General features: G+C 40.3%; 10 protein-coding genes. 8 read left to right on the forward strand and 2 right to left on the reverse strand.

What is annotated here, in order from left to right:
- Window positions 1-401 precede the first annotated feature (401 nt).
- Window positions 402-2,765 (reverse strand): alkaline phosphatase D family protein, encoded by a 2,364-nt coding sequence (locus DC53_RS09415; protein WP_033030003.1) that lies wholly within the window; start codon window positions 2,763-2,765, stop codon window positions 402-404.
- 303 nt (window positions 2,766-3,068) lie between these two features.
- Between DC53_RS09415 and gmk the strand changes: the two genes are divergently transcribed.
- From gmk to DC53_RS09390, 5 genes are all read left to right on the forward strand, one after another.
- Window positions 3,069-3,689 carry a guanylate kinase gene (gmk, locus tag DC53_RS09410; protein ID WP_033030015.1) on the forward strand — a complete coding sequence of 207 codons (621 nt, stop codon included), beginning with the start codon at window positions 3,069-3,071 and terminating at the stop codon, window positions 3,687-3,689.
- A 125-nt stretch (window positions 3,690-3,814) separates the two neighbouring features.
- Complete coding sequence (rpoZ, locus tag DC53_RS09405) at window positions 3,815-4,090, forward strand: DNA-directed RNA polymerase subunit omega (protein WP_007378835.1); 276 nt, start codon at window positions 3,815-3,817, stop codon at window positions 4,088-4,090.
- Window positions 4,091-4,478: 388 nt separating this feature from the next.
- Window positions 4,479-6,584 carry a bifunctional GTP diphosphokinase/guanosine-3',5'-bis pyrophosphate 3'-pyrophosphohydrolase gene (gene spoT / locus DC53_RS09400; RefSeq protein WP_008139659.1) on the forward strand — a complete coding sequence of 702 codons (2,106 nt, stop codon included), beginning with the start codon at window positions 4,479-4,481 and terminating at the stop codon, window positions 6,582-6,584.
- A gap of 12 nt (window positions 6,585-6,596) precedes the next feature.
- Window positions 6,597-6,989: a RidA family protein gene (locus DC53_RS09395; protein ID WP_007378833.1), complete on the forward strand. Its 393-nt coding sequence runs from the start codon at window positions 6,597-6,599 to the stop codon at window positions 6,987-6,989.
- A 144-nt stretch (window positions 6,990-7,133) separates the two neighbouring features.
- Window positions 7,134-8,741 carry a flagellar assembly protein A gene (locus tag DC53_RS09390; RefSeq protein ID WP_033030016.1) on the forward strand — a complete coding sequence of 536 codons (1,608 nt, stop codon included), beginning with the start codon at window positions 7,134-7,136 and terminating at the stop codon, window positions 8,739-8,741.
- A gap of 47 nt (window positions 8,742-8,788) precedes the next feature.
- Here DC53_RS09390 and asnA read toward each other — a convergent pair whose 3' ends face one another.
- On the reverse strand, window positions 8,789-9,784 hold the full coding sequence (gene asnA, locus DC53_RS09385; protein WP_033030017.1) for an aspartate--ammonia ligase: 996 nt from the start codon (window positions 9,782-9,784) through the stop codon (window positions 8,789-8,791).
- Between the two features lie 196 nt (window positions 9,785-9,980).
- Between asnA and asnC the strand changes: the two genes are divergently transcribed.
- From asnC to recG, 3 genes are read left to right on the forward strand one after another with little or no spacing between them, the layout of a single operon-like run.
- Complete coding sequence (asnC, locus tag DC53_RS09380) at window positions 9,981-10,439, forward strand: transcriptional regulator AsnC (RefSeq protein WP_033030020.1); 459 nt, start codon at window positions 9,981-9,983, stop codon at window positions 10,437-10,439.
- A 41-nt stretch (window positions 10,440-10,480) separates the two neighbouring features.
- Window positions 10,481-11,167: a tRNA (guanosine(18)-2'-O)-methyltransferase TrmH gene (gene trmH, locus DC53_RS09375; RefSeq protein ID WP_007580009.1), complete on the forward strand. Its 687-nt coding sequence runs from the start codon at window positions 10,481-10,483 to the stop codon at window positions 11,165-11,167.
- A gap of 59 nt (window positions 11,168-11,226) precedes the next feature.
- Complete coding sequence (gene recG, locus DC53_RS09370) at window positions 11,227-13,308, forward strand: ATP-dependent DNA helicase RecG (RefSeq protein ID WP_033030022.1); 2,082 nt, start codon at window positions 11,227-11,229, stop codon at window positions 13,306-13,308.
- Window positions 13,309-14,052 lie beyond the last annotated feature (744 nt).

Below are 14,052 nucleotides of genomic sequence, written 5' to 3' on the forward strand. Positions count from 1 at the left end.
GATAATATACAAATTAAGATTATGGAGCAAAGGTTATGTAATGAACATATGTCTCATATCGAAACACTTTATGTTGAGTAGTGAAGAGAACTAACTTATATTATTCACTAGAGCACTAGCTAATAACATTAGATGCTGATTGTAGGCTCACTACGTAGCTCAGTTTTTCCTAATTTATACTCATACAAATATTTATGTAAAAGCTTAAACCACAAACCAAGTGGTTACCATAGCGGTTACCAAAAACACAAACAAAGCACCAAAAACAAAATAAACCATTGATAAATATAAAATTAAATACACCAATCTATATTTAGATCCAGAATATAGAATAATTAATTCTCTCTGCATTATTGAAAACAAAAACGGCCTTAAATTGGCCGTTTATATTTTATAAGTAATTAACCCAATATATTGTTACCTTTGTTTTCTTGCTGATGAATAGTAACAGGCCAGCCGGGGTACTGATTACTCGCTTTACCATCTGCCACATCAACTAAAAACTTATATGCATCCATTGTATAAGTTCGCTTTTGAGAATCAAACGTTATAAAACCAAAACCACTGCCTTTTTCATGAGCTTTGACATATCGGTTATTTGATTTACCGACTTCTGGATTGCCTACGGCATACACGTAAATTTTATTACCAAAAGTATCTTTATATTCACCGGTTTCAGCTAACCCATGGGCAGGACGATTTTGGTGGGGCATATTCATTGAATCTGGCTTCCACCACCTTGGCCAACCGGCTGAAATAGCTGGAGTGCAAAAGGCCCAATTGCTATCTCGTTGTTGATTTACCCCATATTGCGATAAAGAACCTAAGTGCGTGTCACCACAAATATGTAATGCCATAGAATCGCGCATTGCGTCGATTGCTCGGTTTCGTGCCGATGCTGGCCAACCACTTGAGTCAAAGTCGTATTTTAAGAAGCGATCAGGTAAAGGTTGATGCGTTGAAATAGCAGCAAACACTGTTTGGCTTAATACTGCTTTTAAATTATGTCCGCGCCAGTCTTTACTCCATTTTTCAAGAAAATCCTCTTGTCGCTTACCCAGTAAATCTAATCCAGGAGGATTAAATGCAGGATTATAAAAAAGCGGATTTTCATTTTGCCCTGTTTCGCCCACGGCTACATTAATGCGTTCAGGGCCACTTTTCCATTGCCTGTCGGCAAGAATTGCAAAACCTACTCCACCGTACAACATGTTGCTAAAATATGAGCTAATACCATTAGTTGGAGTTGGATCATACGAGTCTGGATGATGATTCAAAGTGGTTTTATGTACCATATTAATCACTCGCGTAGAGTCAATATATCCACCTAATACACTTGCCGATGGGTCTTTTGAAATGTTTTTCATCGTTGCACCACCTTCGCCCCACAAGTTACCTTGCAGTACATCGTGATCATCAGGCAAACAAATGGTAGGTTGATTACGCATAACCTCTTTAAAAGACCAACCGAATTGATAGAACTTGCGTAAATAATTTAAAATTGCCAAGTTGTCTGGGGTACGAATCACACCGAATCCACCATGACTTTCATAAATTTGATCGCCCGAGAAAAAAACAATATCTGGGTGTAGTTTTTTGACATTTTGAGCAACAGGTTCGTAAGGAAAACCATAGTCATTTTGACAAGTAAGGGCTGCCATGCGTAATTTATTACCACTTGGGTTTGCTTTTATATTGCCTGAATAAATGTCGGGGGTTTCTGTGCCGTCGGTATATTTTTCACGGTAAACAACCCTAAAAGGGGTGTCTTGTGTTTCATCCCAATTTATAATCCGAAAAGTAGCTAACCAACCGTCATGATCAATGATCTGAGTGTCAATAGACACCCATTGATTACTACGCTGTACTTGCAGTTCTATTTGCTGATTATCTTGCTCGCCTATTGGCCCGGTGTAAGCGCTCAGCTTCATTACAAAACCTTCATCGCTCAATGTGTCGCTTAGCGAATACATAGTCCAAAGTATAGGACCAAATTTTTGCTCATCAATTACTGAAAAAGCCTCACCTTGCATACTCCAATTACTAAATTTGTAACGTGCGCCTAATTTATCTTCCGGCACATTTTGTGAAGTTACTGATGCAATAGAAAAGTTACTAACAAGCGCCACATTACCTAATAATTCAGATGCTGGGACTAAATGCGTCAGAGTTCCTATTATTGATCCTGATGTACTTAAGCTAGCAACTAACTCCAAGGCCATTGCACCCGACTGCGGCGTGCCCGTTAAACTTAAAGTAATCTCGTGATTATCTATCGGTGTAACTAGAGATGTTGTGTTATTACCTAAAACTAAATGATTATTTTTGATACCAAGGTCGTAACCTTCTTGTATAAAACAGTTACTACGGTATTCGTTTAATTCACTTTTAGCTCCGAGGCGAATACCTGCGCCCCCATCTTTACTATTTTGCTCTAAGCGTGAAACTTGAACCGACATTGTAAAAGCTTGATCAAGATGAGTTATTTGGTGCGTCAGGGAGTGAACACTTCGATTACCTCCTCTTGTTATACACTCAGCAGCGCCGTTAACAACACGCCAATCCTCCATCGGGTTAGCCCAATATTGCTTACCAAGCCATACTCTATTATACGTTTTATGCCAGTTATCACGGTGAGGCTTAGTGCCGGTGGTAATTGTAGAGGTTGCAGCACCTAAAGTATTCTTGCAACCAGAAACGCCAGTAGCAACAACACCTGCAGCTAATATTTTAAGTACTGACCGGCGAGATATATTTTTATCCATAGTTTGATCTCTACATATTGGTTATTGTTAACAATAAACTAACTATAATGTTTTTTTAATAAAAGATCATGCCTTTGTTTTCTGAACTTTATTGGCCTCTTTGTTGCTTAACTAAACCATTTAGGTGCTGTATCACGGCACTCTTTCAGTATTACTAATAATTGTAATTTTATTTAAAATGCAACTTAGCAAAATACTCTCGACCTAACTTGAGCACTAAGAGCTAATTAAAGTACAATACAGTTAATTAAAGGCTTGGCTTACTTGTAACCCAAGCCTATTTATTTTTAGGTAGAGAAAGACATGGCACAAACTCGCGGTAACTTATTTATTTTATCAGCGCCTTCTGGTGCTGGTAAATCAAGCTTAATCAATGCGTTATTAAAAAAGCATACTGATATGAAAGTATCGGTCTCGCACACGACTCGCTCTCCTCGCCCCGGTGAAGAAAATGGCGTGCATTATCATTTTGTCTCTACAGATGAGTTTAAAGCGCTAATTGAAAAAAATGACTTTTTTGAATGGGCTCAAGTATTTGATAATTACTATGGCACATCAAAGCAAGCTATTGAGTCGCAACTTGATGCGGGTATTGATGTGTTTTTAGATATTGATTGGCAAGGCGCGCAGCAAGTGCGCAAAATTATGCCAAGCGTACAAACCATTTTTATTCTACCTCCTTCAAAAAAAGAGCTAGAGCAGCGTTTAAATAACCGTGGCCAAGATTCGGCTGACGTTATTGCCGGACGTATGGCACAAGCACAATCTGAAACGTCACATTATAACGAGTATGACTTTGTAATTGTAAATGATGACTTTGAGAGCGCACTTGCTGATATAGAAATAATTGTAATGGCTCAACGCTTAACCCTAAAAGCTCAAGAAGATCGTCATCAAGTTTTACTAAATAGTCTGCTTAAATAATTTAAGCCTATTTAAATTAGGCTTAGGCGAGTAAAACTGATAAAAATTGAACACTGGCTATTGGCGAATGTGGCTCCTTGGAGTAAACTACGCCTTTGCTTTTAAATTATTTTTGGAGTGCTGTGATGGCCCGCGTAACAGTTGAAGATGCAGTAGATGCAGTTGGTAATCGTTTTGACTTAATTTTAGTTGCGGCTCGTCGTGCCCGCCAAATTGCTGTTGGTGGTAAAACGCCACTAGTAGACCCTGAAAACGATAAACCAACGGTTGTTGCTTTACGTGAAATTGAATTAGGTTTAGTTGATAGCGCTTCAATGGACTTAATTGACCGTGAAGAACAACAACACCAAGAAGCAGCAGAACTAGCTGCTGTTGCTGCCATTGTTGGTGGCAATCAATAATCGACCTCCCGGTCTGATTTAGCCAACGGCGCAGTATTTCTACTATAGCCGTTGGCAATCCATTCTTTTCATCGTATATTCGTAACTTACCTAATTTACTTCACTAGGGCCTGTTTATCTTTCGAGGTTAAATTTGCAAAAGCATGCTTGGTATTTAGGCAAGGCAGAGCCTATGTAGTGTGGTTATTCCCCATGCATAAGCGATAACGCAACATAAGTGCCAAACATGCGCAGCCCGAAGGGTTCTGCCTAGGGGCAATTTACTCTTTGTTGCTCGGTTTTTACTTAGCCCGCTAGGCTAAAAACCTCGCGCCGCGATTAAATCGCCCCTAGATTGAACGAATTTTAATCCTGAAAGGTCAACGGGCCCTAGAACATTGGAGTGTAAATGTATCTTTTTGAAGGTCTTAAAAAGAAAATTTCTGAATACTTGCCTGCTGCAGATGTAGAGCTGGTACAAAAATCTTACGTGGTAGCCCGAGAGGCCCACGAAGGACAAACTCGCTCAAGTGGCGAACCTTATATTACTCACCCTGTTGAAGTAACTCAAATTCTTGCCGGCATGCATCTTGACCATGAAACGCTCATGGCCGCGTTAATGCACGATGTAATTGAAGATACTGATTTTAGCCAACAAGATTTAGCTGAAATTTTTGGTGAAACGGTTGCTGAATTGGTTGAAGGTGTAAGTAAGCTCGATAAGCTCAGCTTTAAAGATAAAAAAGAATTCCAAGCCGAAAACTACCGTAAAATGATTATGGCTATGACTCAAGACATACGAGTTATTTTAATCAAGCTTGCTGATAGAACGCATAATATGCGCACATTGGGTGCTCTTCGCCCCGATAAACGCCGCCGTATAGCACGCGAAACACTAGAAATATACGCGCCGATAGCAAACCGTTTAGGTATTCACGACATTAAAAATGAGCTTGAAGATTTAGGTTTTCAAGCTCTATACCCTATGCGCCATCGTGCACTTAAATCTGAAGTTGCAAAAGCACGTGGTAATCGAAAAGAAGTTATTTCAAATATTCAAAACGAAATTGAAGCGCGCCTTGAAGAGTCAGGCATAAAAGCGACGGTATCGGGCCGCGAAAAGCACCTTTATAGTATTTATAAAAAAATGCTTAATAAAGAACTGTTATTTAACGAAGTCATGGATATTTACGCGTTTAGAATTGCGGTTGACTCTATGGATACGTGTTATCGCGTATTAGGTGTTGCTCACAGCCTTTATAAGCCTATTGAAACGCGCTTTAAAGACTATATTGCAGTGCCTAAAACCAATGGCTATCAGTCACTTCATACTTCTTTAGTTGGCCCACACGGCATACCTGTTGAGATTCAAATTCGTACTCACGACATGGATCATATGGCAGACAAAGGCGTGGCCGCACACTGGATGTATAAAAAATCAGGTGATGGCGCGGGCAATACGTCACAACAACGTGCTCGCCAATGGATGCAAAGTTTATTAGAGCTTCAGCAAAGTGCTGGCTCATCATTTGAATTTATAGAAAATGTAAAAACTGAGCTATTCCCTGAAGAAATTTACGTATTTACGCCAGATGGCCGAATCGTTGAATTACCAATGGGCGCAACAGCTGTTGATTTTGCATACGCTGTACATACTGACGTTGGAAATACGTGCGTAGGGGCAAGAGTAAATCGCAAACCTTACCCTTTGAGTAAAGCGCTTGATACCGGCCAAACAGTAGAAGTAATTACTAGCTCTGGGGCTCACCCAAATGCAACTTGGCTAAACTTTATTGTTACCGGTAAAGCACGGTTAGGCATTCGTAACTACCTTAAGAGTCAGCATCACGAGGAAGCGCTGTTATTGGGTAGGCGTTTACTCGACTCCGCACTTGGTGAAAATAAGTTCGACAGTATTCCTGATGAGAATATAGCGCGAGTACTTGAAGAACATGAACTTTCTACACTACTTGAGTTACTAGTAGCAATAGGCTCTGGTAATCTGATGAGCATGTTAATTGCTAAACGCTTATTACAAAACGAAAACGATGATTTAACAGACATTACCAACCAAGTCAAAGCAACCATTATTGGCACCGAAGGTATGTTAGTTAATTACTCTAAGTGTTGCCGCCCTGTACCTGGGGATGCAATAACTGCACATATAAGCCAAGGCAAAGGATTAACTGTTCATCGCCAGGAATGTAAAAATATTCGCGGCTGGGAAAGTGAGCGCTCTAAATACTTAGTTGTAAAGTGGGACGATAATCCAGAGAAAGAATATATTGCAGCCCTTAGAGTCGAGATTATTAATCATCAAGGGGCGCTTGCAAAGTTAACCAATGTTGTTGCGACTACCCAAGCCAATATTGTGGAAATAGCCACTGATGAAAAAGAAAGTAATTTATACGTGATAGATTTAGGGGTTACCGTTAAAAACCGTATCCACGTTGCTAACATTATGCGACGCATTCGCGTTATGCCTGATGTACAAAAAGTCTATCGTAAAAAATAAAATAGGAAACACATGAATAAAGCATTTATTTCTACCGACAAAGCGCCTGCAGCAATAGGCACATATAGCCAAGCCGTTAAAGTAGGAACGGCTGTCTACTTATCGGGTCAAATACCATTAGTACCTGAGACTATGGAAGTTATTTCGGAAGACTTTGGCGAACAAACACATCAAGTATTTAAAAACATTGCTGCTGTATGTGAAGAAGCTGGGGGTCAGATACACGACCTAGTTAAGGTGAATATTTACCTTACTGATTTATCTAACTTTGCTATTGTTAACGAAGTAATGAGCCAATACTTCAAACAACCATACCCTGCTCGTGCCGCAATTGGTGTGCGTGCGCTGCCAAAAGGTGTGCAAGTTGAGATAGATGGAATAATGGAACTACCTTCAACTAATTAGTATTACCTACGAGCTATGGTCCCAGCTATAGCTCTATTTCTCCATAACCTCGTTTTGTTTTCTTGACTCAAAAGTAAATTTCTAGCAATCTGTTATTATGTAATATACTCAAACTTAACTTAAGTAGTAGAGAAGGATTAACTAGTGTTTAAGCTTGCTCATAATGGAAATATTTTACTTGATGTAAGTAAGCACGCTCCGCCGAGTGCTGCGTTCGTGATTGAAGCTCTCGAAATGTCGACTTTTTGTGACTGTAAAATCGATCATGAAGCCATAAACAACTTCTTCAAAAATAAAAATACTGAGTCAGTTTTAGTTGTTGCAACTAAGTACGATGCCGCAATCAAGATAGAAATTAGCGATGATAAAATGCTAGCTATAGGCGAGCTCACTCTCGCTCAGGGCGGTAAGCAGCTAAGCCTAGATGATGCGAAAAAACACCTTGTTAAAGCTGGAATAGTTCGTGGCTACAAGCAAGTATTTTTAGAACAATTACTAGAAAAACAAGCCGAGCTATCACCTGGGACAATCGTTAAAGGTACTCTCGCCAAAGGGCGGCTTCCAAGTGATGGATTAGCGACAAAATTAGTAACAGTGGTAGAAACCCTAAAAGATCGTTTAAACGCGCCAAAATTAAAAGAAGATGGCAGCGTTGATATGCGTGACTTTGGAAAACTCGCAAGTGTAGAACCTGGTACAGTACTTATTCGACAGCACCCCGCAACCCCTGGTAAAGAGGGCTTCACAGTAGTCGGTGATATACTTACCGCTAAACCTGGTGAAAATAAACAACTGGTCGCAGGTGAAGGCACTGAAATATCAAAATTAAACCCTATGGAATTAGTCTCTACTATTGCCGGCGTTCCTGTAGAAATTAATAACGGAATGCGTGTAGATGATATTTTTACAATATCTGATGTAAATGTGAAAAGTGGCCATATCGACTTTGAAGGCAGTGTGATTGTTACACGAAACATCGATCCTGGTATGAAAATAAACGCAAAAGGCGATATTACTATCTTAGGTACTGTCGAATCAGGGGAGCTTACTGCTGGCGGTAATATCACTGTGAAGCAAGGTGTAATTGGCCATCAAAAGCCTGAGGATAAATCGTTATCCTGCAAATTAGTTTGTACTGGAGATGTCCATGTTTCTCATTCACAGTATTGTTATATAGAAGCAGCTAACATATTTATTGATCGCCAAACTAGCCACTGTGTTATGAAAGCGAAAAAATTACTACAAGTTGGTCAAACAGACTTACCTAAAGGTAAAATTTTTGGTGGTGAAATACTGGATGCTACAACGCTCATTGCTGGTGAAATCGGAAACGAATCAGGCGCAAAAATGGCAATAAATTTAGCAGCTTCAGGCGCTGAAATAACTGCTGACACAGACAATTGCTTTAAAGATTTAGCAAATACAGATCAACAATTAGATACTCTTCAAGCTGCTCTCGAAAAAGCTGATTTAGTTAAAGATATTGATAAAAAGAATCAGCTAATTGCCAAAATTGGCGCTACACAACTGCATTATTGCCAACAGGCTGAACAATTAGAAAAACGCCTTTCGAGCTTAGATCATGAGTTACATGATTTGCTTAGTGATGCAAACCTTGCTGTTAACACTGTTTTGCATTCTGGAGTAGAAATTCATATTTTTAATAAAGTACTCAAAACAATCCGTAATTACCCACCATGCAATGTAAAGTTGTTGAATAATAAAGTAGAAATCGAGTTTAAAACACACTAGAAATGAGTGCAAATACAGGCACTCAAATCAATAGCTCCTCATATACCCTAAAGTAAATCACTTACTGTATCGTAAGTTTTATTTGGCCACACACTAACCTGTACTTGTCCAATATGTTGCTTTTGCAGTAGTAACATAGCCAAGCGCGACTGCCCTATTCCACCGCCAATTGTTTGCGGAAATTTACTTTGTAGTAGCGCTTTATGCCAATCAAACTCTAAGCGGTCTTCATCTCCAGTAACCCTTAACTGCGCTTTTAAAACCTCAGGGCTTACACGTATACCCATTGATGAAATTTCAAATGCATCTTCAAGTACTGGGTTCCATACTAAAATATCACCATTTAAACCCATGTATTGATCGCATGTTGGCGTAGACCAATCATCGTAATCTGGGGCTCTTACATCATGGATTTTGCCATCACCAAGTGCGCCACCAATACCAATTAAAAATACAGCACCATATTCTTGTGCAATGGCTTTTTCGCGTTGCTTAGCGCTAAAGTCAGGATACATTTTACGTAGCTCTTCACTGTGTACAAACTTAATGTCGTCCGGTAAAAAAGGCGTCAAACCATAAGACTCACTTACAAAAGCTTCCGTCTCTTTTATCCCTTTATAAATAGATTGAACAGTTTGCTTTAGTGTTGCCAGCGAACGCTCTGTCGTTTTGTTAATTACTTTTTCCCAATCCCACTGATCAACATATACAGAATGAATAGGACTTAATGAATCTTCATCTGGGCGCAAAGCTTTCATTTGAGTGTAAATACCCTCACCAACACCAAAGCCATAAGTTGCGAGTGTTTTACGTTTCCACTTAGCCAGTGAATGCACCACTTCGTAGCGGCTATCTGTAATCGCTTTCACATTTACAGCAACTGCGTTTTCATGGCCGCTTAAGTTATCTTGCGTGCCGTCGCCAACCTTAGCCAAAATTGGGGCTTGAACCTCAACCAGCCCAAGTTGGGTTTCTAGTTGTTGTGAAAAAAATTGCTTAACTTTACTTATTTGCTGCTGTTGCTGCACATAGTGTGAACTCATAATAATTGGCCTCATTCCCAGTTATTGTTACTTGCTTAATTGATAAAAACGCTCTAATGAGCGCCTCTAATGAAGTTAATTTAACGATTTAAAGGATTAATTCAATATCCCATAACAAAAATAGCTTTAATATACAAAAACCATTAATTAAGTGGTATAAAAACCATATATTCGATAATTTTATGACAAATATATAATGGAAAATTATTTAATCGATAATCTCGATAAACAGATACTTCATGCATTAATGAAAAATGCCCGTACTGCGTACGCCGAATTAGCAAAAAGATTTAATGTAAGCGCTGGGACAATTCACGTAAGAATTGAAAAAATGAAGCAAGCAGGGATCATTACAGGCACCCAATTAACGATTAATACTAAACAGCTGGGCTACGATGTGTGCTGCTTTATAGGCATTAATTTAAATAACGCACGTGATTACCCGCAAACGCTTATAAAGCTAGAAGCATTGGAGGAAGTGGTAGAGGCTTATTACACAACAGGTAACTACAGTATATTTATAAAGGTAATGACAAAGTCCATTGATCACTTACAAGATGTGCTGATTAATAAAATACAGGCAATAGAAGCCATTCAATCAACAGAAACACTTATTTCTCTACAAAATCCAATTAGCCGTACGGTAATGCCTTAACTGCAAAAATCTCGTATAATTGCCGAAAAAAGAGGATAACCATGCAGCAAACTCGCTATCAAAGAATCGAAGACGTACTTTCGCGCCGTCAAACAGACCTAACCGTGTGTTTAGAAGACGTGCACAAACACCATAACTTATCTGCAATAGTACGAAGTGCTGATGCGGTTGGTTGCCATCACGTACATGCTGTATGGCCTGAAAAGCAAAAATGGCTAACAAATAATACCTCAGGTGGCAGTAAAAACTGGCTAGAGACGCACTTACATAGAAATATTGATGATGCCGTTACTGCAATGCGTGAACGCAATCCAGAAATACAAATACTCGCGACTCACCTATCAGAAGATGCCGTTGATTTTAGAGAAGTAGATTACACCAAGCCAACGGCTATTATTGTTGGACAAGAAAAAACAGGGATCTCAGAAAAAGCCCTAGAATATGCTGATCAAAATATTATTATTCCAATGCAAGGCATGGTGCAATCGCTAAATGTTTCAGTTGCTGCTGCGCTAATATTGTTTGAAGCACAGCGCCAGCGTGAACTTGCAGGTTTATACAATAGAGATATGCTCAGCGCTGAAGTTAAGCACCCGCTTTATTTCGAAGGTTGTCACCCTATTATTGCAAGGCAGTGTAAACAAAAAAAATTACCTTACCCTGCACTTGATGAAAACGGCGAAATAGTCGCTGATGAGCAATTTTGGCAAGCTTTAAAACATACTTGATGCACTTACACTCTGTAAGTACACTTAATCTACATTAAATAACAAAAGTTGAGCCTACTTTGTCTAAACCTAGCTTAAGCCAATACCCAATAACAGAACTTAAAGGGGTTGGTCCAAAAATGGCCGAGCGCTTGTTGAAGCTAGGTATTTTAACTGTGCAAGATATGCTCTTTCATTTACCACTTCGCTACGAAGATCGCACTCGCTTATACGCGATTAATGAGTTGTCACTACATAGCCACGTGAGTGTTGAAGCAACAATTGAAACAAGCCAAATCACGTTTGGTAAAAGGCGCATGCTTGTTTGCCAAATCAATGATGGTACTGGCAGGCTAACATTACGGTTTTTTAATTTTACCGCCGCACAAAAAAACGCATTTAGTGCTGGTAAAATAATACGTTGCTTTGGTGAAGTGCGCCGTGGCCGTGTTGGCTTTGAAATGAGTCATCCTGAATACAGCATCAGCGATACCTCTAACGAGCAGCCGGTAGCGACAACATTAACGCCCGTTTATTCAACTACCGAAGGTTTAAAGCAACTATCGATTAGAGCTTTAAGCGAACAGGCTATTGATTTACTAAATAAATACTCAGTAGAAGAACTACTGCCTTCACAGTGGCAGCCATCAAACATGCCACTAAGTGACGCCTTATTATTACTGCACCGCCCACCAAATGATGTTGATGTAACTGCATTAGAGCAAGGTACTCACCCTGCTCAACAGCGCCTTGTATTTGAGGAGTTACTTGCTCAAAACCTCAGCTTATTAAAAGTGCGAGAGCAAGGGCAACAAGTTAAAGCCGTGGCATTAAATCCAGTAAACACATTAGAAAGCCAGTTTTTAGAGCAACTTCCTTTTTCACCCACAAATGCGCAAAGCCGCGTAGTTGCTGAAATTAAAGGTGACATGCAACACGCGTATCCCATGATGCGTTTAGTACAAGGCGATGTAGGCTCTGGCAAAACCCTAGTAGCAGCACTTAGTGCACTAACAGCCATCGCGCAAGGCTTTCAAGTCGCTTTAATGGCTCCTACTGAAATTTTATCAGAGCAACATGGTGTTAATTTTACAACGTGGTTTAATCAACTAAGTATAACAGTTGCTTGGCTTGGCGGTAAAACAAAAGGCAAAGAGCGCGTAGCAACACTTGAAAAAATAGCCTCTGGTGAAGCGCAAATGATTGTAGGTACTCACGCTTTATTTCAAGATGAAGTTAAGTTTAATAACTTAGTGCTTATCGTTATTGATGAACAACACCGCTTTGGTGTTCATCAGCGTTTATCACTGCGTGAAAAAGGTAAGTTTGGTGATTGCTATCCCCATCAACTGGTCATGACTGCAACACCCATCCCACGCACACTCGCTATGACAGCGTATGCCGACTTAGAAACCTCTGTAATTGATGAGTTACCACCAGGGCGTACGCCAATTACAACAGTAGCACTTCCAGACACTCGCAGAGACGATATTATTGCCCGCGTTAAATTAGCCTGTAATGAGCAAGGCCGCCAAGTTTATTGGGTATGTACACTAATAGATGAATCTGAAGTACTGCAATGCCAAGCCGCCGAAGACAGTGCACTGCAATTAAAAGAAGCATTACCAGAGCTAAACGTAGGCTTAGTACATGGACGAATGAAATCAGCTGAAAAACAAGCCATTATGAGCGAGTTTAAGGCAGGTACTATACATGTTTTAGTTGCCACTACCGTTATTGAAGTTGGTGTAGATGTCCCTAATGCGAGCTTAATCATTATAGAAAACCCTGAGCGCTTAGGCTTAGCGCAGTTACACCAATTACGTGGGCGAGTTGGCCGTGGCGCTACTGCATCGCATTGCGTGCTTTTATACCACGCACCACTGTCTCATACCGCTCAAAAGCGATTAGGTGTACTACGCGATAGTAACGATGGCTTTGTGATAGCAGAGCGCGATTTAGAAATTCGTGGCCCTGGTGAAGTTCTCGGCACAAAGCAAACTGGTTTAGCAGAATTCAAAATTGCAGACTTAACGCGCGACAAACAAACACTTAATCAAGTAAGACCTATCGCGCAGCAAATGCTAAAACAATACCCTCAACATGTGGATCCTCTGATTCATAGATGGCTTGGCAATAAGTCAAACTACGCACAAGCATAACCCTCATTGAAATATATTTTCACTTTTCTGCAGACGTAAAAAAGCCCGAATCGTTAGATCCGGGCTTTCTACAATGTGAAGTCGGTGCGCTACGCAGTAGAATGTCGTAGTGCCCACAGCCGTAGAAAGTCACGTAGCAAATGCTACTGTATTGGGAGGTCGGACTGGGATAATGGCCGACTGAGATATTGAGGGGTTTTGTTGTGATTCTAGCGTCGGGAGTCGCTTCGCTCGCCCTACGTGATGGGTGTTGATGTAGTGTGTGTTAATTGCGCGTATTTCACTTTTCTGCAGACGTAAAAAAGCCCGACTATTTCTAGTCGGGCTCTCTACAATTTGAGGTCGGTGCGCTACGCAGTAGGATGTCGTAGTGCCCACAGCGGTAGAAAGTCACAGTGAAATGCTACACTATCTTTGTGTCAGGGCGGCCTTCAGTGGGGCTCGCCTTCGAGCTGTTTTGTTTCACTACTGAGTTCGGCATGGGCTCTTGGCTATTTATTAAATCCAAAACAGCAAAAAACCCGTCACATTGCTGTAACGGGTTTCTTTAATTTGAAGCCTGGTGATGTCGTAGTGCCCACAGCGGTGGAGAGCCACAGTGAAATGCTACACTATCTTTGTGTCGCGATATGAGTGTGTGTTAATTGCGCACATTTTACTTTTCTGCAGACGTAAAAAAGCCCGACTATTTCTAGTCGGGCTCTCTACAATTTGAAGCCTGGTAATGTCCTACTTTCACATAGC

It is taken from the genome of Pseudoalteromonas fuliginea (genome assembly GCF_000690055.1).
Taxonomy (GTDB): Bacteria; Pseudomonadota; Gammaproteobacteria; order Enterobacterales; family Alteromonadaceae; genus Pseudoalteromonas; species Pseudoalteromonas fuliginea.

Bases quoted from the DNA above. Each gene is read 5' to 3' on its own strand.
- DC53_RS09415 (WP_033030003.1), bottom strand. From the start codon at position 2,765: ATGGATAAAAATATATCTCGCCGGTCAGTACTTAAAATATTAGCTGCA.
- gmk (WP_033030015.1), top strand. From the start codon at position 3,069: ATGGCACAAACTCGCGGTAACTTATTTATTTTATCAGCGCCTTCTGGT.
- rpoZ (WP_007378835.1), top strand. From the start codon at position 3,815: ATGGCCCGCGTAACAGTTGAAGATGCAGTAGATGCAGTTGGTAATCGT.
- spoT (WP_008139659.1), top strand. From the start codon at position 4,479: ATGTATCTTTTTGAAGGTCTTAAAAAGAAAATTTCTGAATACTTGCCT.
- DC53_RS09395 (WP_007378833.1), top strand. From the start codon at position 6,597: ATGAATAAAGCATTTATTTCTACCGACAAAGCGCCTGCAGCAATAGGC.
- asnA (WP_033030017.1), bottom strand. From the start codon at position 9,784: ATGAGTTCACACTATGTGCAGCAACAGCAGCAAATAAGTAAAGTTAAG.
- asnC (WP_033030020.1), top strand. From the start codon at position 9,981: ATGGAAAATTATTTAATCGATAATCTCGATAAACAGATACTTCATGCA.
- trmH (WP_007580009.1), top strand. From the start codon at position 10,481: ATGCAGCAAACTCGCTATCAAAGAATCGAAGACGTACTTTCGCGCCGT.